Here is a 22901-nt window from a genome sequence, read left to right as displayed (position 1 = left end):
GCAGAGCACTTCCTGCGGGCTGTTGGTTGGCTTTCTGGTGTGTTGCCTTGGGCGAGGGGGCATTTGCCTTGCAGCCCCCAATGCGCCCCCCGAGGCGCCCGCCATGTACCCCAATGCACCTAGGTGGATCAGCGTCTTCAGCTGATCAGCGCGCGAACCGGCGTTTAGTGAACGACCTTGGCCACCAGTTCAGCGACGGGAACAAAATGCTCCTCACGGATCGGCTTGTTTGCGTCCACGCTGGTGTAGAGCTGCATGGCAAGCCCTGTGCTCTTGAAAACCGGGATGTCCAGTTCACGTGCGATTTCGAGGATCTTTACGCCCTTCACCTCTTTGCCCTTGATGGTTACCAGCGGCGTTGCGCTGCTTCCATGTTCATACCGAAGGGCAACTGCCGTGTGGTTTGGCGTCGCAATGACAATGGTGGAGCGGTTCAGGATTTGCTTGTAGCGTTTACGCTCTTCCTTGCGCAGCTTTTCAGTGACCGGATGACCGGCATGAACCGGATCATAGTTGCGCCGAGGGCGCTGACTGCCTGCAAAGGAGCGAGGGCCGTTGTGGCGTGGCCCAGAAGGAAGAGGGGCCGCCACGGTTGCCGCGCGGGTTTTCACGATGTGCGTTACCATGAGTGCACATGTCATCAGACCAAGTGTGGCGATGACGAGGAATTCACCAAGAGACTCTGCCAGTTCTATGATCATGTTTGTACGCCGCCCATAACGTAAAACTCAATGAGGCGCCCAGATGGGTCGGACACCTGCTGGTCAGAGACAGTCCCGAAAGTGGTTCTTCCGCTTCTCGGGATGCTTTCGTTTTGCGGGGCTCTCAAACCTTGAACCAAACGATTACAATTTGTCTCAAGTTTAAGAGGCTTTCTGCAAACGTCAGCTATTTGCCTCGATTTTTAATTTATCTGTTTGGAACCGACGATAAAAGTAAACCAAAACCTAAATTCACATAATAATCTTGAATGTTTGGCCCCAAAATTACGTAGAAAAATCAAATATGTATCAAAATGAAGCAAAAATAGGGCAATTACAATTTTAATAAAATGCAATTACAAATATTTATCTCTAATTTTCTTCAATATATGCACTGAACAGGCTTCAAGACTTGTTTCACCTCAGAATCATCAGGCTTTCTTCGCCCTCTAACCTCGAAAACATTGAGTTTTCGATGGTTTCTCTCCGGGCTCCTCAGCAAGAACAGGAGGGGTCAGGCGAGGGCTCCTCAAAATAGACCAATCAGTCTATAGAGCTTGACAAAAAGTAGACGACTGGTCTATTTTGGATCCCGGACGCAGGTTTTGCCGCGGGGATTGATGCAAACCACCGCGCCAAGGCCGCACAGACCCAGGGGCTGTGGAGGCACCTTTCAAGCAAAGACCTGGTCGGAGCAGGGAGCGTGCGCTCCCAAGGAAACCGAGAATGCGCCAGAAGGAAGCAAGGTGTTTTCATGCCGACAGGCGTAAAAGAAGCCCAAAACACAGCCAAGGGACTGCAGACCCGAGAGAAGATTTTCGACGCGGCCGAGCAGTTGATCCTTGCCAAGAGTTTCAATGGCATTGGCCTCTCTGAAATCCTGAAGGCATCGCACATACCAAAGGGCTCGTTCTATCACTACTTCGCGTCCAAAGAGGACTTCGGCGCTCGGTTGATAGAGCACTACGCAGCACAGAAGGGGCCGCAGGTACACAAGCAGCTTTTTGAGGCCGGCGGCACCGCGCGCGATCGCGTGTTGGGCATCATCAAGGCCGAGATGGAAAAGACAAAGAGCGCGTCGTTCCGGATCTCTTGTCTGGTGGTCAAACTCTCTGGTGAAATTGCCACGACGAGTGAACCCATGCGCACAGCGCTAGAGGAGGCATCCGCCAGCTGGATCAAGAAGTATGCAGATGTGGTGCGACAAGGCCACCTTGATGGTTCCATGCCATCTGCACTTGATCCAGATGCAACTGGTCAGGTGATCCACCTGGGCCTTTCAGGAGCCATGATGCAGGCGTCGATCCAGAACTCAACCGAGCCTTACGACGCCTTTATGAAGACAATGGAGCGGTTGACTGCGGCTTGAAGCCCCGTCTTACTCAACCGGGCTTGGACACCACCTCAAGTGGCCCATGATCATCGCAGTGGCCATCATGTGGGTGGTGGAGGCGCCCATTGACGAGATAGCAGATGTGGCCGCCGTGCGGCACTGCTTCATGGCCGCATCCGGGTCCATGCACATGGCCTGGCTCATGCCCCAGATCATCTGCGCTCAGGGGCGCACACTTTTCAGGGTTCTTGTCGGAGACCTCGATAACGTGCTCTTCAACATCATCGCCATTTTGGTGATGCAGGTGGCCATCGTGCAGATAGTCCACGTGGTCACCGTGCCTTACGGCCGTATGCCCACACTTGGGTCCATGCACATGATCGTGGTGTGTATCCTTGGTATGTTTGGTGCTCACTGCGTTCTCTCTGTTTTTGTTGTTGTCGAGCGCATCTCTAAGTCATCCAAGAAGGCTTAGTGCCCGTCTGTTACGATAGTGACCGAGAAGCACAGTCTGCTTCCAATCCGAATTCGTTGCAAGTCCATCAGGCGAAGGCTCGAGAAACGATCAGCCAGACTTGGTGCGCACATGAGAGATCAAAACTATGATCCGCGAAGACCATAGAGCGCCGTCGCAGCAACACATTTGTAAGGAGAGCAAAGTCTTGTTTGAGAGGCAGAAAAGGCAATTCTGGTACAGCAAGAGTGGACCAACAACCGATAAGACCTCGCCAAATCCATATTTCGCATAAGCTAGATTATGGAACCTAAGCATATCATAAGGATATCTGAGCGCTCATTGTGCCTAGGATTGAGCTTACGAGGATAACACTCTTTGAAGCTGTCAGACTACGGCGCCAACAGACTGGACATGAGCCAACTGTCAGGATCACACAAATCATCGATCACCGTGAAATGGTTCTTGCCGATTGCTTCGTGCTTGGACACGGTCATATCAAAACCACGCCACACTTCGTATAGCGCCGCATTCTGACGACGGAACTCATAGAGCTCATCGGCACCCACCCAACACATCAAGGATGAGCCTTCGACTGGGTCGCACAATATGGGGCTCTCAGATCGGGCGTCCTCAGGGCTCAAGCCCAGGACCTCGTTCATTTGCGTCTTGAGCAACGGCCTGAGGTCCTGAACACCGCTAATGGAAACCACTCTGCGAAGCCGTGCTGAAACGTCATCGGACAGTTTTACATCCTTACACAACAAACGGCTGACCAAATGTCCACCTGCTGAGTGTCCAGCCACGTAGATGGGTCCATCTACCTTGCGGGCGGCAGCTTCCAAAGCCATGACAATTTCGGCAGTAATCTCAGAGATGCGCGCTTGCGGACACAAGGTGTAACTGGGCAAAACCGCAGTAAACCCGCGTTTTACAGCCCCTTGTGCCACGTGACTGAACGCGTTTTTGTCAAGCGCCTTCCAGTAGCCGCCATGGACATAAAAGAACAGTCCTCGCGCCTTGTGCTCAGGTCGGAACAGATCAAAGCGATGGCGCTCTCCTGGGCCATACGGACAATCCGCAGATTTATTGGCGGTTGCCTTGAACTCGATTGCCATGGCTTGCCGCTGGGCAAAATAGGCGTCGACTTCCGGAAATGCGCCGCTGTTATCGTAGGCCCTATCCCAATCTCGCACGGTCATCCGATCAACTCCCGAAAATGTTCACGTTTTGTCTGTGCCATCATCTGGGGTTGCTGTCAACGCGCTTGAGCTATCTAGGATATCGATCTCAGGGTCTTGTTGAGGAACTCGGTTTCTGCCCCATCAAAGCAACCAAGCAGTTCGTCCACCCAGCATTCATAATGGGCAGAAATGATCTCATAGCTTCTGCGGCCTTCTGCTGTGAGACGCACCAGATGCGTACGCTTATCTCCATCACGTGAGCGTCTTTCAGCTAAACCGTTGCTAACCAGCCGCTCAACGATGCCAGTAACGTTGCCATTGGAGACCATCAGGCTCCTGGAGAGCTGAGACATCAAAAGCCCCTCCGGCTCCTCATAGAGAGCGGCCAAAACGTCATAGCGCGGCAATGTTACGCCTGCGAAATGAATTCGCATACGTTCACGCAGTTCAGCTTCAATGCGCGCACTTGCACGCGACAGGCCAGACCAGAGCCGTAGGCGTTCATGTTTCAATTTCTGTTGGTCCAGAGACTGACCGGCAACGTGGTTCTCTCTCATGGTCTCCCTTCCGAGGGGCAAATTCAGCCCCAAGACCCCAATGGGCATTTATTTCAAAAATTGCATGAATAATGCAAATATAAAATCAATTATGGCCATTAGGATAGCCAAAATTTGCGCAACCGCTGCGCACATGGCGCCCATCAACAAGTAATGATCTCCTTGCGGCATCATCGGTTTTGCAGAGGTTGGAAAGCGAAAACCCTGAACTGCCTTTCTAAATCACCGAAAACATGTAGGTATTAGTCGCTGAACGTGCCATTCAAACGCTCCCCAAAACATAATCAATAATCGATCCTTGTTTCGGAATGTTCTCAGGGTCATCCTCCGGGTTCACCCAAAGGAATCAGCAGTTTGTCACTGACAGAAGCGCGAGATTTTATCATCACAAAATTCATTTCGAATACGGTATGATGTGAGCTGAAAATCGTTTGGCGGAACCTTCAAAGCCCATAGATGCAACAAGCATGAGTTTGATCTGATGCGTTGATTAGACGCCTATATAAATGCACTTGGTTTTTGTTGCAATCGACGTAAATCGCAGACGCGACTCACGGCTTCTGACTGGCAGAGGCGTAAATCATGGTCAGAACGGCGTTTTCCGGCTGTTGGACAGATGATCCTGTGCGTTTTTGAAAGCCGCCTCAAGATTTCTTCAAATTCATCTATATTTTTTTAGCGTATCGCCTAGCTGATGTCCTGATAAAGGGTCATACCGTCAAATGCGGGCTCCACCCCCTCGGGGACCTCTGCCGATAGCGCGTTGTAGTCCAGATCGCAGTGCAGATTGGTCAGAACTGTATGCCCTGGTGCGAACCGTGCTGACCATCTCAGCGCGTCTTCCACGTTGAAATGCGACTGGTGCGGCTTGTGGCGCAGCGCATCGATGATCCAGATGTTCAAGCCCTCCAGCGCGCTAAAGGCGGCCTCGGGAATGTCGTTGACATCCGGCGAATAGGCCAGATCGCCAAACCGGAACCCGAGAGCGGTGATGTCGCCATGTTGAAGCCGGAATGGGAGTGCCTGGATTGAACCACCCTTCCCTTCGACAACGATGGGCTCGCCCTCCGTTATGCGGTGCTCCTCAAGAATGGGCGGATATCCGGAACCGGGAGGTGTTGTAAAGCAGTACTCAAACGCGGTGCGCACCCGGTTGGAGGTTGGTTCATCCATGTGAACGGGTACGCGTGCGCGCTGCATCAGTGCAAAGAAGCGAAGATCGTCAATGCCATGAATGTGGTCTGCATGCGGATGTGTGTAGAGCACCGCATCCAGCGCCTTCACATCCGCGGATATCATTTGTTCCCGCAGATCAGCGCCCGTGTCCACGACCAAGGTAGTGCGGCCGGTCTGCGAGATGCGCTCCACCAGCAAGGAACATCTGCGCCGGCGGTTCTTTGGCTCCAGTGGGTCGCATGCGCCCCAATCCCCGCCAATGCGCGGCACGCCGGTTGAGGATCCGCATCCAAGTATCGTGAATTTCAGCTGATCGGCCATATGGAGTTTTATCCTTCAGAGCGAATGTGCAGCTCCTGAGGCACCTTCGAGAAGAGCTTAAAGAAATTATCGGTTGTTTGGGTCGCCATGGTTTCCTCAGAGACACCATGGACCTGCGCCAAAATCTTGTTGGTGTGGGCAACATAAGCTGGCTCGTTCCGCTTGCCGCGCCACGGCTGCGGCGCCAGATACGGCGCATCGGTTTCAACGAGCAACCGATCCATCGGCAGGTCAGCAACGATCTCACGCAGTTCCGCAGACCTCTTAAAGGTCAGAATACCGGAGAGCGAGTAATAGGCACCCAGATCCTTTGCACGCATGGCCAGCTCACGGCCAGAGGAAAAGCAGTGCAGCAGGAACTTGAACGCCCCCTTCCCCATTTCCTCTTCCAGGATGCGCGCCATGTCCTCGTCCGCGTCGCGGGTATGAATGGCAAGCGGCAATCCGGTCTCGCGGGCAACGGCAATGTGCCGGCGGAACACGGTCTGCTGTTCATCACGCGGAGAGTTGTCGTAGTAGTAATCGAGACCCGCCTCACCGATCGCGATCACCTTCGGCTCCGCGCTCAGTTTCAAGATCTCGTCGGCGCTCACATCGATCTCTTCTGCGGCGTTGTGGGGGTGCGTGCCCACCGAACAGAAGACCGACGCATAATTATTCGCAATCTCACGAATTTGTTCAAACCGACGCACGCGCGTGCAAATGGTGACCATCAGCTTTACATCAGCTTCATGGGCGCGCGTGATGATCTCATCGCGTTCTTCGGCAAAGTCCGGAAAGTCCAAATGGCAATGGCTGTCGATCAGCATGGTCGAAGTCGAGTCCTATCAATTCCAAGGCCCATATGCGCCGAAATGCGCGCAGTTTCCAGAGGCCCATCCGTGTTTACACGCAAAAAAGGGGTGTCGGAACACCCCTTCAATAGTTGCAGGAAACCAAAGGGCGATTACTCTGCAGTTTCCGATTCCACATAGCGTGGGAACACGCCCTGTGGCTTTGGCAGCTCCTTGCCCGGCACCAGACGGCCCTGCGCTCCCAGCTTGTCAAACTGACGTTCATCTTCAGAAAGAACGAGCAAATCCAACAGCTTGGAAGCTGATCCCGGCATCACAGGCTGAGCCAGAATACCCACCTGGCGGATGATTTCAGCCGTGACATAAAGCACGGTTGCCATGCGCTCAGGGTCGGTTTTCTTCAGCGCCCAAGGTTCTTGAGAGGCGAAGTAGCGGTTCGCTTCACCCACAGTTGCCCACACACAGCCAAGCGCCTGATGGATTTCCTGACGCGCCATGGCAGCACGGCAAGTCTTAAGCATCGCATCGGCCTGATCCAGAATGGCTTTGTCAGCCTCTTGCAGTTCGCCAGGCTGCGGCAGCTTCGCCTCACAATTCTTGTGAATCATGGAGAGCGAGCGCTGCGCCAAGTTACCGAGATCATTGGCCAAATCCGCGTTGATGCGATTGACCATGGCCTCATGATTGTAGTTGCCGTCCTGTCCGAATGGTACTTCACGCAGGAAGAAGTAACGGATCTGATCCAGCCCGTAGTTCTCCACCAGATCAGCTGGAGCGATCACGTTGCCCAATGACTTGGACATCTTCTCACCAGAGTTGAACAGGAAGCCGTGAGCGAACACGCGGTTCGGCACAGGAACACCGGCGGACATGAGGAAAGCCGGCCAGTAAACAGCATGAAAGCGAATGATGTCCTTGCCGATGATGTGAACATTGGCAGGCCAAAACTTATCCATCATGCCATCCATCTCTGGATAGCCGAGCGCCGTGATGTAGTTGGTCAGGGCGTCAACCCACACATACATCACGTGTTTTTCGTCACCGGGAACCGGGATACCCCAATCAAACGTGGTGCGTGAAATAGAAAGGTCCTTCAGGCCACCCTTGACGAAGCTCATCACTTCGTTCCGGCGTGTAGATGGGCCGATGAAGTCTGGCTGGCTTTCATAAAGCTCGATGAGCTTGTCCTGATAGGCAGAGAGACGGAAGAAATAGCTTTCTTCTTCCACCCACTCAACAGGTGTTCCCTGCGGCCCATAGCGCACGCCATCTTCGCGCAGTTCCGTTTCGCCTTCCTGATAGTAGGCTTCATCGCGCACGGAGTACCAACCGGCGTAGCTATCCTTGTAGATGTCGCCGTTTTCCTGCATTTTCAACCAGATAGCCTTGCTGGCCTCGTAGTGGCGCGGCTCATTTGTCTGGATGAAATCGTCGTTGGAACACCCCAGAACCTCTACCATTTCGCGGAAGCGCTTGGAGTTCATATCAGCGAGATCGGAGGGTGACATGCCTTCCTTGACGGCGGTCTGAAGCATCTTCTGGCCATGTACATCGGTACCGGTCAGAAAGTGTACTTCACGGCCGTCCAGTCTCTGGAATCGGGCCAGCACGTCAGTTGCGATTGCCTCATAGGCGTGGCCGATGTGCGGCGCGCCATTGGGGTAGGAAATCGCTGTCGTAATATAGAAAGGCGATTTATCTGTCATGTTGTTCGATCGATCTCGAAGGGTTGGATCGTAAGGCACTAAAAGCTCCCGCGTTTTATACGGAAGCCTTCGACGAGGGATTGACCGGCGTGCAGAAGCGAATCAGCCCCGCAGATCCTTCAGGAAGTTGAGGACAACCTGCTTACGATCAAGGTTCAAAGCATCAGCAGCTGCCGCCGCTTGGCCCACCTTTTCCCACACCTCGGCCCACCTGACAAGAGAGCGTGCCCCGTGTTGCGCATCTTTCCGGACCTGTTCCGATAGAAAACTGCGAGCCAAATCAAGGAAGGTAGCCCAGGCATCGTCAGCTCCCCGGCTCGCAACCAGATCTGCAAACCGGTGCCCTTCACTCATGTCCACATGCGGTAAAGAAGAGACTAGCTGGAAGAACCTTGTTGCCACCTCTTGCCCCTCACCGCCAATGGCCAGCATGGCGTGGCGCGGACTGCCATCGGCCATTGCCATCAGTGCCTCCGAGTAGGTTTCGCCGGAATCCGGCGGAAAACCGAAGGTATGGAGCGCCTTATACATCTCCTGATTTTCAAGGCGGCGCAGTTCAAGTCGACGGCAACGAGACCTGATTGTTGGCAGCAACCGGCCCGGATTGTGGGAGAGCACAAGGAACAAGCAGCGTTCGGGCGGCTCCTCCAGCACCTTCAACAGGGCATTGGCCGCGCTTGCATTCATGTCGTCGGCGGCATCGACGATGCAGATGCGCCATGTGCCACCTGCAGAGGTAGAGCCGAAGAAAGATACGGTTCGCCGCACCTCATCAACAGGCAGTTCTTTCTTGAAACGCTTGCCTTTTTCGTCCCATGGACGCTTCAGGTGCAGCAGGTCCGCGTGAGATCCGGCTGCGATCATTCGGGCAGCATGGCTGTCCTCGGGCACGGCCAACGAGGTAGCCTGCGCCACTTCAGGAGCATTTCGGTCCGGATGAGTCAGTACAAAGCGGGCAAAGCGGAATGCAAGGGTTGCCTTGCCTACGCCTTTTGGGCCACCCAGTATCCACGCATGATGCATGCGCGTGGAGCGGTAGGCATCCAGAAGCTCCTGTTCCGCCTCTTTGTGGCCGAAAAGATGGCCATGCTCACGGGGAAGCGGCACGCCATCGATTGAATCGAGAATGGGAATTTCTTGTATTGCGGGCGCTCTAGCCATTTTCTGCGGCTCCCTGCGCCTCGCCTGCTGGCGTCTTTGCCTTCAAGAAACGATCTTCTACCGCCTGCCAGATCGCCTGCTCTACCGCGTCCAGGGATTGACTGCCGTCAATCACCACAAACCGGTGTGCGGCATTTTCCGCAATCTTTAGAAACAGTTGTCGGCGGCGCTCATGGGTTTCAATCGTATCCTGCTCAAACCGGTCTGGAGCATGCTCTGCGCCTTTTTCCGAGCGCTGTGTAACGCGTGCAAGCCCCACCTCGGTGGGCACGTCAATGAGAAGGGTCAGATCCGGCTCATGGCCATCGATAGCAACTTCCTGCAGCTGGTCGATCAGCGCATCAGATACCCCAGCCTCGCCCTGATAAACGCGAGATGAATCCGCAAATCGGTCGCAAAGCACCCACTTGTCCGCCTGAAGCGCAGGCTTGATCAACGTATCCACGTGATCAGCCCGCGCAGCGTTGAAAAGAACCGCCTCGGCTTCCGGGCCATAAAGGCGTGCCGCGCCGGACAGGAGAACAGAGCGCACGATTTCAGCGCCAGCCGTACCTCCGGGTTCGCGTGTTGCGATCACATCCACGCCGGACTTTTCAAGCCTTTCTTTCAGACGGGCAATCTGAGTGGACTTGCCTGCGCCCTCACCGCCTTCAAAGGTGATAAATTTTCCGGCCACGCTACCTCAATCCCTTGGTCAATCTCACGTAAGAGACCGGACCTTAAAACAATTTCCAGAACAGCTCAGCAATAGCGTCCATGCTGCGCTGTTGCAATGTTCCTTTCTGGACCGACTCCCCTGTAATCAGCGGGCTTGTGAAAATAACCGTGTCTTCTGCGAGCAGTTGAAGCTCTCCAACCTGCTTGCCCGCCTGGACCGGGGCCGGCAACGGCCCGTCGTATACAACACGCAGGCCATACTCTTCCTTCTTTGAGATATCCAGCAGAGCATGGAGCGCGCCCGGCGTCACCAGCGCCACTGTTGGCTGCTTTCCGCCATAAACTCGGGCTCTTGCTACTTCTTCGCCCTTCAAGAAAACTGGCCGTATGCTAAGCCCGGAGAAGGTTGAAACAAGAAGGGTTTTCAGGTCCTCAAGCCGCTCCTCCTCATTGCGAGCGCCAGCAACAGCGGCCACATAGCGGTTGCCATGCACCAGCCGTGTGCCAATGCCTGAGTAACCGGAGGTTTCCGCAAAACCCGCGGTGAAGCCATCAAGCCCTTCAATTTCCCGCAGGAGCGGGTTTTTGTTGCGCTGAGTTATGTTGTTCCAAGTGAATCGGTCCACACCAAAAAGACCGTGCAGCTCTGGCTCTTCCTTGATGATGTGCAACACCAGCTTCAACTGGTCCGCCAATGTGGTGGTATTGTTTGGATTCGGATACCCCGTTGCGTTGGCGTAGGTTGTATTGGTCATGCCCAGTTCTTGGGCTTTTTCGGTCATGCGCTGCGCAAATGCGGCCTCATCCCCGGCAATGCCTTGAGCAAGGGCGATAGCTGCATCATTGGCGCCATGAACAACCAGCCCCTTGAGCAAATTCTCGACGGAGACCGAACTGCGCACATTCGCGAACATGGTCGTAACGCGTGCAGGTGCCCCACCCCGTCGCCATGCATCTTCGCTGATGGGAAGCTCTGTTGAAGCGGCTACCTGCTCTGCACGGATCGCATCAAGGACGACGAGCGCCGTCATGAGTTTCGTCAGGTTTGCAGGTGCAAAGGGGGTCTGCGCATTCTTGGAGTAAACCAGCGCATTGCGGTCCGCGTCATACAAAAAGGCAGAGGTAGAGTTCAACTCGACCGCTTGCGTTGCGGTCAGACTCATCATGAGAGCAGTGAGGCTTAGAAAAGCCCACCTTAGAAATACGCGAGGAGTATCCATTCAACCAAGGCACCTGAGTGTTTTCTTTGGTTCAAGATACTCCTCGAGAATTATTCAACAAGGGTTACTGTTGCCCTTTTGCAGTTGCAATTAGCAGTCTTTTCAACCCCATTCCGCCTGAGACATTGTCAAAAGCATCATGTGCTGTGGCGACGCGGTCCTCTGCGGCGAAGGAAGAGACTGCGTTTCCTGGTGTCCATGTTGGCTGAACCGGACCGGACGATGGCGGCGGCAGAAGGCCACTGTTGAAGCTTGGCTGCGCTGGTTGATACGTTGGCTGGGGTGCTGGCGCTCGATAGGCGGTTGGCGTTTGCTGGCGCTGCAGCGCCTCTTGAACCTGATTTGTGAAGCCGTTGTTGGACGCCACCTGAATGGTCGCAGCGCTCTGCTCGAACACGATGCCCGGATCAAGAGAAGCGACTTGCTGCGTTGGATATCCAGTCGGACTGGCGGATGCGACAAGAGAAGGCGCAGCGTATGGGCGCATTTTTGGTGCTGGAACCGGGCCGGTTATGCGTGTGGATGGCCGGTTGAAGGCCAGCATGGTACCTGGTCGGGTTGCACCCGGCGCAACGGAGCCCGGCCCCGTGTAGGACGCCATGAGATAACTCTCGTCCTGGCCATGCAAAGGAGCGCGGCCAATGTACTCGACCTTTACCTTTGCAACACCATGCTTCTTGGTATCCAGCATTGTCGCAACGCGCTCTGACAAGTCGATAACGCGATTGCCGTGGAATGGGCCACGGTCATTTACGCGCACGATCATGGAACGGCCATTGGTGACGTTGGTTACGCGCGCATAGGATGGCAGCGGCATGGTGGTGTGCGCAGCGGTAAGTCCATTGCGGTCAAAAATCTCACCGTTTGCGGTCATGCGTCCGTGAAATGTCGGCCCATACCAAGAGGCCATACCCACCTTGCGGTAGTTCGGATCATCCTTGGGGTAATACCATTTGCCAGCGATCTTGTAGGGCTTGCCTACAACGGCACGGCCACCCCCTTTGGGGACCGGTTTGGCGTCAGTCACCATACGCGGACTGGCTTTCACGCCATAATCAGATTCGCTGAACTTCACCTTGCTGGAATCACCGCCGCAGGCTGCAAGCACAAGACAGCTTGCCGCTACCAGCAGGATGGATCGTGTCTGCTTGGCAGACGTGGTTCCACGTCCTGTCTTTGCTTTTGCAAAAACAAGGGCTTGCCCGCTCTTGGCAGGTGTACACAGAGCATTATTCATCGCGTTTGACTCAATACATTCACGCTGTTGGGGAGATGACGGATACAGTGCAGCAATCCCCGTTCATGAGTGCAGTTTTCACATAAAAACATTAACCAGTTGCAAACCTAAGTGCGCCCCTTGGGTTTTCGCGGGTTAATTGCGGTGATGCGATCCGTGCTACCAGCTTTGCCGGGGCATATCTAGAGTTAACTAACCCCTTCGCTTTATTCACAGTCTCGTTGGGGAGTAGAAAAGAAATGCGCTTGACTTATGCCGTGTGATGATCGAAAAGGTGCCCCACCACGAAGGCCGGAGAGGTGGCAGAGTGGTTGAATGCACCGGTCTTGAAAACCGGCGGGCGTGGAAGCGTCTCGTGGGTTCGAATCCCACCCTCTCCGCCAATTTCCCCATTCCTAAACAGCAGAAACTAGCGGTCTTTAAGCTTTTTCAGCACAAAAAACCACGCGCTGGGCCACATCTGCGTAACATGCTGCGTAACATTTTCGCGGCAGGGATGGTTTAAAAGGACGCCTGATACACTCACCTTGGTGCCGCCTATTTCTGCCTTGTTGTCGACCGGTTAAATGCGCGCTTTTTACGGAGCGACAAATTTAATGCTGCCAAGGCGCTCCTGTATTCGCCCGAGACCTCCACTCTCGGCCAGCCGGATACATAACCTCCATTTTATTTCAATGAACTGACGGGATGGCGTTGCTCCCGCGTTTCGCTGGGCCCGGTTGGTTTCGCTGCCGAGGGAGACACGACACGGGCGGCGTGGTGGCAGAGTGGTTAAATGCACAGTCTTGAAAACCGGAGGGCGTGGAAGCGTCTCGCGGGTTCGAATCCCACACATTCCGCCATATTATGCAGCGCAACTTACATCAGCGTGGTGTTGCGACAAAAATAACATTGATTTACAAGCGCTTTTGGGGCTTCATAATCCTTAGTATAGAGTTTGCGAAGGGTTCGAATTTCCGTGCTTCGCCCTCTCTATAGACGCTTTCTCATATAAAATCTGCTTGGGAAAAACCATCTAAAGTACGGGAAATGCTTGGTTTTAAAACCCGTACCTCGGTTTCTATGGTACGGGTTAACGCTTCGAACTAATTTCACTGATAACCAGCCTGATTTGTGGCAAGATGAATTTTTGCCACTGCTCGTTAGACATTTTTTCTAGATCTGGATTATCTAAAATTTTCAAAGTTATCGGATAATATTCTTTGTATTCGAGTATTAGCCATGCAGAGGCTATTTGCTCTGTCATACATATTGAAGCATCCTTACTATCCTTTGATCCAGAAAGCACTCTAATCAATTGGATATATTTATCGTATCGCTCATTCTTTAATTTTAGCGTTCTAGCATCGAGCCACTTCACAAATCCGAATAAGCCAGCAAAGATAGCAATCAATAGTGTTATATTATCAGAGTTTGCAGATATAAATTCAAACATATACAACGCCTTTTATTTAGTTTTTTAATACTGCCGCCCATTGGAAACCCACACGCCCTCAGCGTAAATTATTATCCAGTCATGGCAACCACTTAGCCAATGGCGCATAGAGATTTTTCAGTGATTTCTCAGTCTATGAACCGCCATACTTCCAACGCGAGAGCGTTCCCAGAATCCGGCCTAGGCCGGATTTTTGCGTTTAAAGCGCCTTGACGAGCTGATACATAGCCTTGGTGCCAGTTAGCTCGAACGATGTACCTCAGTGCCGATAGTCAAAGGACTTAATCACCGCACTGATTTCATCTTCTCCCGCAAGAAACAAATCATATTGACCAATGCGCAGTTGATCTTCACCGCGACGGGACTCTTTAAGCGCTGCATTTTCTCTCACAGCACCCCGGCTACTCCGAGAACAACGAGGGTCAATGGTCAACCTGGCTGGCGATGACGTCACCAAGGATGGCGCAGACTTGTTCCGGCCGTTCGGCGACGGAGATATGCTTGCCATCAACGGGCTCAAGGTGCGCTATGGCGCAAGGAAAACCGCTTCTGCCTGCATCGGGATGGGATAGATATCGTCTTTTTCCAGCAATCACGAGGGGCTGCCCCTTCGGCCGGTTAGACTATTCATGTTTCAACGGAAACTAACGGCCCTACGGCATTTCTTGCCCTAAACGATAAAGGAAACTGCGGTCATTAGTGCTGAGCCAAGGCCGCCATCGCAGGGTCAAGCTGCGCTTCCAGCTGCTCCCGGCTCAAGCCATCGCGCGCCTGCATCGAAATTGTCTGCATCATTCCACTGTAAAAGCGCGCAAGCACAGGAATGTCCACGTCCGGCGCAACATCACCTTCCTCGCGCCCACGCATCAGACGCTTTTCAATTAGGGCGAAACTTTCCTGCCGAATGCTTTTGAGGAGCTCTGAAAGCGGGGCGCTCTCTGGTTGACAACTCATGACGCCTGTAATCAGCATACAGCCAGCGGAATTGGGCGAACAAACTGCCACGTCAATACTGGCTTTAAGCATGGCACGGATGCTGTCCTGTGCCGTTTCCCCGGTTTCAAGGGCGCCCAGGAACACCGAAGCCGTTGTTGCCTTGTAAAGGTCGACCGCCTCACGGAAGGCCGCCTCCTTCGATCCGAAGGCAGCATAAAAACTCGGTGGTGTTATGCCAATCGCCGCTGTCATGTCGTTAAGTTGAGCGGCTTCATACCCCTTTTCCCAAAACACTTTCATCACGGTTCGCAAAGCGTCGTGACGGTCGAAGCTGCGGGGGCGTCCTCTTGATACAGCCATCCTCACCCTTTCTGTAGTAGGAATTATATAAATTCCTTGACCCTTTCTGACAAGCCCGATAGTGATTTATGTAGTCATAATTATATAAAAGGAATTTTTGATCATGTCATGCGAAACGGCGGGCACTTGCACCGGCAGCGCAATGGAAAATGTCCCGGCCCGTCAAGGAATGAGCCTCCCCATTGTTGTCTATGTTTTGGGGCTGACAATCTTTGTCCTTACGACTTCCGAATTCATGGTCGCGGGGATGATGCCCTCCCTGTCTGCCGCTTTCGGTGTAGGCCTGGGAGATGTGGGGTACCTGATTTCGCTCTACGCAGCTGGAATGGTTGTAGGCGGTCCGGTCTTAACCGCGGTGTTGCTGCGCCTGCGTGTCCCGAACAAGCGCGCGCTGATCTCGCTTCTGGGTCTTTATGTGGCAGGTGGCACGATCGCAGCAACCGCTGCTGACTACGAGATCATGGCATTTGCCCGTGTGGTGACCGGGGTGGCGGGATCGGCGTGCTTTGGCGTCTCCCTTACGATATGCGCAGAACTGGTAGCGCCCGACGCGCGTGGGCGGGCATCATCCATCGTACTCGGAGGCCTTATGCTGGCAACGGTCTTGGGCGTGCCGTTCGCCACCATTGTCGACCAGAATTTCGGCTGGCAGGTCAGTTTCTGGATCGTCGCTCTACTCGCCTTGGCATGTGCACTGGCCGTTATGTTCCTTGTCCCAGCGTCACGAGTGTCGGCAGGGGTAAGCCTGCGCGAAGAACTCGCCTCGTTTCGAAAGGGACGACTGTGGGCTGCTTATGCCACCAGCGGCCTGATCATCGGCGCGACCTTTGCAGCCTTCAGCTACTTCTCGCCAATCTTCACCGAAATTTCGGGCTTCGCACCCGGCGCCATCCCTCTCCTGCTCGCCGTCTATGGCGCGGCTAACGTGATCGGCAACATCGTTGTCGGGCGTTATGCTGATCGCTATACATTCCTCATTCTGATCGGGGGGCTTGTTCTTCTCGCCATCGGGCTTTCGGCGTTCGCTCTCTTTGCTTGGAGCCCGGTCCTCAGCGTTGCAGCGTTTATCGTCATCGGCTTTGTCGGGGTCCCTATGAACCCGGCCATGGTGGTGCGCGTCATGCATGCCGCCCATCCGGGGCCGCTGGTAAACACCGTGCATACCTCCGTCATCAACATCGGTCTGGGCTTCGGAGCTTGGGCCGGCGGCTTGGGCATCGAGGCGGGATATGGCCTTGTGTCTCCGCTCTGGATTGGCGTTGGCCTGGCACTGATTGGCTTGCTCTCCCTTGCCCCGGCAGGTGCAAGGCGGCTTGATCCGTAAGCGACACATTCGGTTGCAAGCAGACCACAAGACCCGACGGCGCTCCCTGCCCGCTTTACGGCGGACAGGGAGCGTTTTTTTTGTGGGGCGACTAGGTGCCTTTTGGCTGAAATTCCAATGCCTTTTGCCGCTCTTCCTTACTGCGGCGATCCACTCCAAGCATGAGCACAATGTTCTTCGCCACGTAAAGTGAGGAATAGGTGCCGATGACCACGCCGAAGGTAATCGCAAAGACAAAGCCGCGGATCACATCGCCGCCAAGGACGAGCAGCGCAATCAACGCCACCAGCGTTGTCAGTGAAGTCATCATGGTACGGCTGAGTGTTTCATTTGCAGAAAGGTTCAGCAGATCGCGCAATGGCATCTTCTTGTAACGGCGAAGGTTTTCTCTAACCCGGTCAAACACCACAACCGTATCGTTGATTGAATAACCAAGGATGGTGAGAAGCGCAGCAACGGTCGTGAGATCCACTTTCAGGCCGAACAAGGCGAAGACCCCAAGCGTGACGACAATGTCGTGTACAAGAGCTGCAACGGCACCCAGAGCGAACTGCCACTCGAAACGGAACCAGATGTAGACAAGGATCGCAACGATCCCCCCGCCAATTGCCCAGAGCGCGGCGCTGACGAGTTCTGGCGACACCTTGCCCCCGATGCTTTCGACTGAAGAAAAGGAAAGCTCAGGATCAACGCTCAGCAACGCTTCCTTCACCTGTGCCAGCCCCCCTTCGGCGGCCTCGCTGTCCCCAGCAAGGCGGATTGACGCCACATGGCTCGTGGTTGCGCTGTCAGCGGTGAAGACCTCAGAGATCACCACATCCTCATAGCCCAGCTCGGCAAGAGCGCCGCGGTAGGCTGGCAACTGCAGCTCATGCTGTGTTTCCACGCGCATGCTGGTGCCCCCGGTAAAGTCGATGCCCAGGTTAAGCCCGGCGGTGAAGACCAGCACCAAGGCAGCAACGACTGCAATCGCTGAAAGACCAAAGGTCGCCCACTGGACCCGGAAGAAGTCTATGCTCGTTTTTTCCGGTAGATACCGCAGGAGACCCGTGACCTTGAGCTTGGCCGTGCCGCGCCAATGCAACCAGGATTGAAGCACCAGTTTGGTGACAAACACGGCCGTAAACATGGAAGTCATGATGCCAAGGCCCATGGTGACCGCAAAACCGCGCACCGGTCCAACGCCTAGCCAGAACATGAGCCCGGCAGTCAGAAGGCCCGTAAGGTTTGAGTCCAGAATTGCCGAAAACGCATGATCAAACCCACGACCAACGGCCCGCCACGTGTTCTTGTCGGCACGCATTTCTTCGCGAATACGCTCAAAAATGAGAACGTTGGCATCAACCGCCATACCGATTGTAAGCACGATACCAGCGATGCCCGGCAATGTGAGCGTGGAGCCGATGAGCGACAGCAAGCCGATCAATAGGGTCATGTTTACGATTAGCCCAAAGGTGGCGACCAACCCGATCGAGCCGTAGCAAGCAACCATGAGCACACAGACCGCGATGATGCCGACTATGGCCGCTTGAGCCCCTGAGTTGATGCTATCTTGCCCAAGCTCTGGCCCAACGGTCCGTTCCTCAAGGAAATTGAGTTCGGCGGGCAGAGCCCCTGCCCGAAGCAATGTTGAAAGCTCAACGGTCTCCTTCACCGAGAAATTGCCGGTGATGATACCGCTGCCGCCGGGGATGTGGCCCTGGATGACCGGCGCGGACAGCACCTTGTCATCAAGTACAATGGCAAACGGTGCCCCAACATTCCGCGCGGTGTACTCGCTGAAGGCTCGTGTACCACTTGCATCGAAGCGGAACGAGACGGCGGGCTGACTGTTCTGATCAAAGCTCGCATGAGCGTCCACCAACTGTTCGCCCGTCACCACAGCTCTCGGATCGAGCTGATAGTAAACATCCGGGGTATTGGCTGCTGGCAGCACCAAACCGTTGGCGGCGACGCTGCGGCCCATATCAAGGACTGGATGGAAAGACAGGTGAGCTGTTGTACCAATAAGGCTCTTGAGAGCCTCTGCATCGAAGATGCCAGGTACTTCAATCACAATCCGGTCAGACCCCTGCCGCACAATGGTTGGCTCTCGGGTACCAGCCTCATCAATACGCTTGCGGATCACCTCCAAACTCTGAGCCACGACGCGGTCGCGCAATTCTTGCAGACCTGCCTCCGAGTACTTTAGCGTGATGCGGCCGTTTTCCTCTGACACCACAAAGCGCCGGTCTGCGGTGCCAGTTACAATGCCCTGCGCGTTTGCAAATGTGGTTGCCGCCTCCTTTGCAAAATCAGTGTGGCTTGTGTCTGAAAGCATCAGGCGCAGTTCGCCTTCTGGTGCCTCAAGACGGCGGAAACCGCCGATCTGGTCACGCTGCTCGCGGAGCGCGGTCCGAAGCTCTGGCCACATGGCGTCCATATGGCGTTTTGCAACGCCCTGCACATCCACTTCAGCCATCAGATGCGCACCGCCGCGTAGGTCGAGCCCCAAGTTGACCAAGCGCGAAGATAGCCAGCTGGGCCAGTTGACCTCCTGATTGGCGGCGACGCTCTGCCCCTGCTCTATCAGGTCGTTGTGGCGTTCTACATGAGAGTAAAATGCATTTGGCAAGGCAAGCCAAAGGCACAAGATACAGATGCCCCACACCGTGAGGCGTTTGAATAACGTTGGTCTTTGCATGAAATCCCCATGGCGCAGTTCATTGGCTCAGCCAAGAAAAGCGCCGCATACTCTTAATTTTTGAGGTTTTGCCGCCTGCAACAACCGAGATGATCCGTGCAGCGGCTGGGAATTCAAGCGAAAGGTGGTGCGCGGGGTTGGTTGGCTTGTCCGCAGCGTCCAAACAGAAACACTTGATCTGCGGCGAGCTGAAGCTTTTTCCGCAAAAACTGCGGCACCCCATCTGCAAGGGCTACGGCCTTCAGAACAGGCTCAGAGCTGCCCTGAGAAAGCGTGGTCGCCCGTTCATAGCGGGTTTCGGCAAGCTTGTGGCTGGCGTTGGTTCCTGCGGACGGTGAGCCCGCTTGAGTGCTGGCAAGCTCTGCAGTTTGCAATAGTGATCGTGGCCCGGCTGGCAGCTGCCCGCCCAGGGCAACCGACAGGACCACAAAGAAGCCAAGGACGGCTTTCAGCGATCGGTTCACTATTGCAAGATCATGTTTCACGAGCGCCATCTACGCGCTTTGATGGGAGGCTGTCAACGCAGTGCTAACGCTGCTCCCATTCAAAGGCCTTATACCCTTTACAGGACGGTATGCCGAATAGGCGCCGACAAATGGCGACATGATGTTGCTGCTATCAGCTCTTGGGATGTGAACCGCAATGCCTGAAACGTATTGATGCATGAACTCCCGCATCCAGCTGCGCTGTTTTGGTGACCCAAGCCCGGCCAATCCCCACTGCGCAGCTTTATAATGACCAATTGGTCACAATAAATTGACGGGAGGATTGCAGCTGCGCCATAGTGCCCTGCGAAGCGACAAGGAGCAGACATGAAAACCGTCGTAATTGCCGGGGCAACAGGATATTTGGGGCGACACTTGGTGTGGCGCTATTTGGAAGAAGAATGGCACGTGCGTGCGCTGGTGCGCGATGCAACACGCGCAGCTCGTTTGGACCTCGGCCGTGCAGAACTGGTGGAAGCACAGGCCACCAAACCACAGACCTTAAAAGGGGTTCTTGACGGTGCGGATCTGGTGATCTCAAGCCTTGGTATCACACGGCAGCGAGATGGCCTCACTTATCAGGATGTTGATTATCAGGCGAATGCCAATCTGCTTGAGGAAGCCCTGGCAGCGGGCGTTCCCCAATTTGGTTACATTCATGTCATCGGCGCAAAGCTTATGAAAGGCGTTCCGCTGGTTGACGCCAAGCAGGCCTTTGTAGACCGCCTGCAGACCGCCCCAATTCGATCCACGGTGGTCGCCCCTTCAGGCTTTTTCTCCGACATGAAGGACTTTCTGGAGATGGCGCGCGCTGGCCGCGTGTGGCTGTTCGGCGATGGGTATTTAAAACTCAACCCCATACACGGTGAGGATTTGGCCGCGGCGGTTTTCAACGCGGTAGAAGCAGAACAGCCCTTCTTTGAGGTGGGCGGTCCCGACATTTTTACCCATGAAGAACTGGCCCAGCTCGCCTTTGCGGTAATCGGAAAGCCTCAGAAGATTGCGCATTTACCAGACGGACTTCGGCGCTTTTTGATCAAGATACTGCCGTGGGTAACGCCCGCACATATCCATGGGCCAGCCAAATTCTTTTTATCGGCAATGGGATCCAACATGGTTGGACAGCCAATGGGAACTCATCACCTCAAGTCCTATTTCGAAGAACTGACTTAGGGCACTAGTCCCAACGGGCTTCATTTTCTCTGCGCGAGAAAAACACCTGTTCTCCGGTCGTTAGGAGCTGGCTGATCCGTTTCGGGCCGCCGTTCTCGTCAAATTCCACCAGACCTATGCCACTGGCGTTGAGCAAACGACGCCCGTGAGGCATGCCCTCGGGTTTTCGAGGAATGACCTTCATGCCACGGCGCCGTGTTAGCCAGTTTAGTGGTGAGCGTGGTGAATAAAGCCAGCGGTTCAGGTGATCCAGCTTGCTCAGCAGCGACGCGGGAAATTCGTTCTTGATGCCGCTGCTGCAGATCTGCCAAATGTCGGGGCCGCCAGAACGCCCCCGCAACTCCACATCATAGACAAAGGAGTAATGCACATCTCCTGACAGAATGGTGAAACGGTCAGGCGTCTTGCGATGGCGGAAAACATTCAAGATGCCGTCAGCGGTGCCCGGGTGAGCCATCCAGTATTCAGCATCGACCATCAACGGTTTGCCCAAATAGGTCATCAGCTTTTGCAGCGTCTCGATGAGTTTGACGCCAAAGATCGGCGCAGCGGACACAAGCATGACGCTGTCCCTGCCCCTCAGCTCCCGCTGCAGGTCCGTTACCGCTTCCCAGTCCAGCAGACCTGAGGGCTTGTAACCTGCGCTTTCTGAACGCCAACGCCGGGTGCGGGTATCAAGCACAATCAATGGCGGATCTGTTGGCCACAGATAATCCCATTTTTCGAAATCGTAGAGATCGTCCAAGAACGCGTCGTGGGCTGGCGTGCCGGGCGCGGCAAGCGTTTGATGCAACGCCTCCATGTACTTTGGCTCGAACACTTCCGGCCGATTGCCCCAGCCTTGATTGAGCATGTAGGCCGCCAACGCATTTCCAATGATCCGCCGCGAAAACGGATGGCTATATGCCGTTTCTTCCCAATCGCGGTTGAGATTCCAGTCGTCGGTTACATCATGATCATCAAAGATCATAGCAACTGGCAGGTGGGCGAACAGGCGGCGTACCTGCCCCAGCCCTTCCACAAACCCTTCGATCACTTTTCGCTCTTTTTCATAGAGCGCGGCATGTTCTGCACTCAGGTTCTCCGGCGCTTCCACAGACAAGCCTTGCCAAACTGCAGGCGACCAGATGAGCAGATACATGCACAGAAATTCGGAGAGCGTAATCAGATGGTTGTGGGCGTGATCGGCTGTAAAGATCGGCTTTTCGACACCGCCAAACAACACCATCCAAAGGGCACGGTTTTTCTCCAGATTGGGTAGAAAGTTCTCGCGTTTGTAATAGGTGTCGTGGTGGGCAAAGAGGTCTTCAGCGGTTGGCGGAATCCGACTTTCCAACTCGCCAAGCTTTTCACCGTGAACACCAAGGCGATTTATCAACTGATGGATGGCCTTGAGCATGGGGCCCGCCACATCATCGGCGTAGACCTGATCGCCGCTCATCACAAGTACGGCAGGCCACTGTTCGCGTGCCTTGGGACCTCGGCCAGCTTCCATTAGGCCTTGCAAGTGTGCATCGGCAGCAACAAGTCCATCGCCGCCATCATAGTGAGGTTTGCGGCAAGACCCATGAAGCAACGTCCCTAATCTCGATTTGATCATGAAGCCGGGCAGTTTCTGCCCCTCATAGGTCAGGTCCGGGGCCCAAACAGAATGATCTTGCCAACCGGCCTCCTCGTCATCCTCCATGAGCAACGACAGGCGATAGCTGACCCATTCATCGAGCGGGAGCTGCTTGTCCAGCGACACGTTCAAGAGAAGGTAATGAAGATTGGTTCCGGCAGACAGAAGCTGCAGTTCAGAGGTGCCAGGCACCAGTCCGATGGACTGTGGCTCGCCAGACTCCGGATAAAGCTCCAAGCGCACCTTTGCAGGCGCGCGGGTTGCAACCCAAATGGTCAGTTGCTCTGGACGCATCCGGCGAAGGATCGGACCGGCAAGAACTGGTGGTGTGTACGCGGGATCTGGCATATTCCAATGAAAGTTTTTCAAGACGTGTTTTTATA

At 54.6% G+C, this 22901-nt stretch carries 20 protein-coding genes and 1 tRNA gene; 6 read left to right on the top strand and 15 right to left on the bottom strand.

Going from position 1 to position 22901, the window contains the following annotated elements; all coding sequences use genetic code 11:
• Positions 1 to 164 precede the first annotated feature (164 nt).
• The gene (locus Q3Y58_RS09885; RefSeq protein ID WP_319622101.1) at positions 165 to 701 is read right to left on the bottom strand and encodes an EscU/YscU/HrcU family type III secretion system export apparatus switch protein; all 537 of its coding nucleotides are present in this window, start codon (positions 699 to 701) and stop codon (positions 165 to 167) included.
• A gap of 754 nt (positions 702 to 1455) precedes the next feature.
• Here Q3Y58_RS09885 and Q3Y58_RS09880 point away from each other — a divergent pair.
• Both Q3Y58_RS09880 and Q3Y58_RS09875 read left to right on the top strand, forming a co-directional pair.
• A complete protein-coding gene (locus tag Q3Y58_RS09880; RefSeq protein ID WP_319622100.1) occupies positions 1456 to 2070 on the top strand; it encodes a TetR/AcrR family transcriptional regulator in 615 nt (204 codons plus the stop codon).
• A 46-nt stretch (positions 2071 to 2116) separates the two neighbouring features.
• Positions 2117 to 2509: a hypothetical protein gene (locus Q3Y58_RS09875; RefSeq protein WP_319622099.1), complete on the top strand. Its 393-nt coding sequence runs from the start codon at positions 2117 to 2119 to the stop codon at positions 2507 to 2509.
• A 371-nt stretch (positions 2510 to 2880) separates the two neighbouring features.
• Here the strand turns inward: Q3Y58_RS09875 and Q3Y58_RS09870 are convergent, their stop codons facing one another.
• The 9 genes from Q3Y58_RS09870 to Q3Y58_RS09830 all read right to left on the bottom strand — a co-directional run bounded on the left by Q3Y58_RS09870 (position 2881) and on the right by Q3Y58_RS09830 (position 12501).
• Positions 2881 to 3690 (bottom strand): alpha/beta hydrolase, encoded by an 810-nt coding sequence (locus tag Q3Y58_RS09870; RefSeq protein WP_319622098.1) that lies wholly within the window; start codon positions 3688 to 3690, stop codon positions 2881 to 2883.
• Between the two features lie 74 nt (positions 3691 to 3764).
• A complete protein-coding gene (locus Q3Y58_RS09865; protein WP_319622097.1) occupies positions 3765 to 4229 on the bottom strand; it encodes a MarR family winged helix-turn-helix transcriptional regulator in 465 nt (154 codons plus the stop codon).
• Positions 4230 to 4916: 687 nt separating this feature from the next.
• Complete coding sequence (locus Q3Y58_RS09860) at positions 4917 to 5726, bottom strand: MBL fold metallo-hydrolase (RefSeq protein WP_319622096.1); 810 nt, start codon at positions 5724 to 5726, stop codon at positions 4917 to 4919.
• An 8-nt stretch (positions 5727 to 5734) separates the two neighbouring features.
• Positions 5735 to 6535, bottom strand: a complete 801-nt coding sequence (locus Q3Y58_RS09855; protein ID WP_319622095.1) for a TatD family hydrolase — start codon at positions 6533 to 6535, stop codon at positions 5735 to 5737.
• A gap of 137 nt (positions 6536 to 6672) precedes the next feature.
• Positions 6673 to 8226: a methionine--tRNA ligase gene (gene metG, locus Q3Y58_RS09850; RefSeq protein ID WP_319622129.1), complete on the bottom strand. Its 1554-nt coding sequence runs from the start codon at positions 8224 to 8226 to the stop codon at positions 6673 to 6675.
• Between the two features lie 102 nt (positions 8227 to 8328).
• A complete protein-coding gene (locus tag Q3Y58_RS09845; protein ID WP_319622094.1) occupies positions 8329 to 9387 on the bottom strand; it encodes a DNA polymerase III subunit delta' in 1059 nt (352 codons plus the stop codon).
• The gene (gene tmk / locus Q3Y58_RS09840) at positions 9380 to 10063 is read right to left on the bottom strand and encodes a dTMP kinase (protein ID WP_319622093.1); all 684 of its coding nucleotides are present in this window, start codon (positions 10061 to 10063) and stop codon (positions 9380 to 9382) included. Before tmk ends, Q3Y58_RS09845 begins: the two co-directional genes overlap by 8 nt.
• Before the next feature lie 43 nt (positions 10064 to 10106).
• A complete protein-coding gene (locus Q3Y58_RS09835; protein WP_319622092.1) occupies positions 10107 to 11210 on the bottom strand; it encodes a D-alanyl-D-alanine carboxypeptidase family protein in 1104 nt (367 codons plus the stop codon).
• 118 nt (positions 11211 to 11328) lie between these two features.
• Positions 11329 to 12501 carry a septal ring lytic transglycosylase RlpA family protein gene (locus Q3Y58_RS09830; RefSeq protein ID WP_319622091.1) on the bottom strand — a complete coding sequence of 391 codons (1173 nt, stop codon included), beginning with the start codon at positions 12499 to 12501 and terminating at the stop codon, positions 11329 to 11331.
• A 293-nt stretch (positions 12502 to 12794) separates the two neighbouring features.
• Here Q3Y58_RS09830 and Q3Y58_RS09825 point away from each other — a divergent pair.
• A tRNA-Ser gene (locus Q3Y58_RS09825) sits at positions 12795 to 12884 on the top strand.
• Between the two features lie 689 nt (positions 12885 to 13573).
• Here the strand turns inward: Q3Y58_RS09825 and Q3Y58_RS09820 are convergent.
• The gene (locus Q3Y58_RS09820) at positions 13574 to 13936 is read right to left on the bottom strand and encodes a hypothetical protein (RefSeq protein WP_319622090.1); all 363 of its coding nucleotides are present in this window, start codon (positions 13934 to 13936) and stop codon (positions 13574 to 13576) included.
• 425 nt (positions 13937 to 14361) lie between these two features.
• On the opposite strand from Q3Y58_RS09820, the gene Q3Y58_RS09815 reads away from it, so the two are divergent.
• Complete coding sequence (locus tag Q3Y58_RS09815; RefSeq protein ID WP_319622089.1) at positions 14362 to 14508, top strand: hypothetical protein; 147 nt, start codon at positions 14362 to 14364, stop codon at positions 14506 to 14508.
• A 124-nt stretch (positions 14509 to 14632) separates the two neighbouring features.
• Here the strand turns inward: Q3Y58_RS09815 and Q3Y58_RS09810 are convergent, their stop codons facing one another.
• Positions 14633 to 15232, bottom strand: coding sequence for a TetR/AcrR family transcriptional regulator (locus Q3Y58_RS09810; protein WP_319622088.1), 600 nt, complete (start codon positions 15230 to 15232; stop codon positions 14633 to 14635).
• Positions 15233 to 15335: 103 nt separating this feature from the next.
• Here Q3Y58_RS09810 and Q3Y58_RS09805 point away from each other — a divergent pair, with 103 nt between their 5' ends.
• Entirely contained in the window at positions 15336 to 16556 is a 1221-nt protein-coding gene (locus Q3Y58_RS09805; protein ID WP_319622087.1) for an MFS transporter, read from the top strand.
• A 91-nt stretch (positions 16557 to 16647) separates the two neighbouring features.
• Here the strand turns inward: Q3Y58_RS09805 and secD are convergent, their stop codons facing one another.
• A complete protein-coding gene (secD, locus tag Q3Y58_RS09800) occupies positions 16648 to 19239 on the bottom strand; it encodes a protein translocase subunit SecD (RefSeq protein ID WP_319622086.1) in 2592 nt (863 codons plus the stop codon).
• Positions 19240 to 19352: 113 nt separating this feature from the next.
• Positions 19353 to 19733 carry a hypothetical protein gene (locus Q3Y58_RS09795; RefSeq protein ID WP_319622085.1) on the bottom strand — a complete coding sequence of 127 codons (381 nt, stop codon included), beginning with the start codon at positions 19731 to 19733 and terminating at the stop codon, positions 19353 to 19355.
• Positions 19734 to 20051: 318 nt separating this feature from the next.
• On the opposite strand from Q3Y58_RS09795, the gene Q3Y58_RS09790 reads away from it, so the two are divergent.
• On the top strand, positions 20052 to 20897 hold the full coding sequence (locus tag Q3Y58_RS09790; protein WP_319622084.1) for an SDR family oxidoreductase: 846 nt from the start codon (positions 20052 to 20054) through the stop codon (positions 20895 to 20897).
• Between the two features lie 4 nt (positions 20898 to 20901).
• On the opposite strand, the gene Q3Y58_RS09785 is transcribed toward Q3Y58_RS09790, so the two are convergent.
• Positions 20902 to 22866, bottom strand: coding sequence for a metallophosphoesterase family protein (locus tag Q3Y58_RS09785; protein WP_319622083.1), 1965 nt, complete (start codon positions 22864 to 22866; stop codon positions 20902 to 20904).
• Between the last annotated feature and the right edge of the window lie 35 nt (positions 22867 to 22901).

It is taken from the genome of Nesiotobacter zosterae (genome assembly GCF_033843645.1).
GTDB lineage: Bacteria > Pseudomonadota > Alphaproteobacteria > Rhizobiales > Stappiaceae > Pseudovibrio > Pseudovibrio zosterae.
This window is presented reverse-complemented; position numbering and strand designations above follow the sequence as displayed.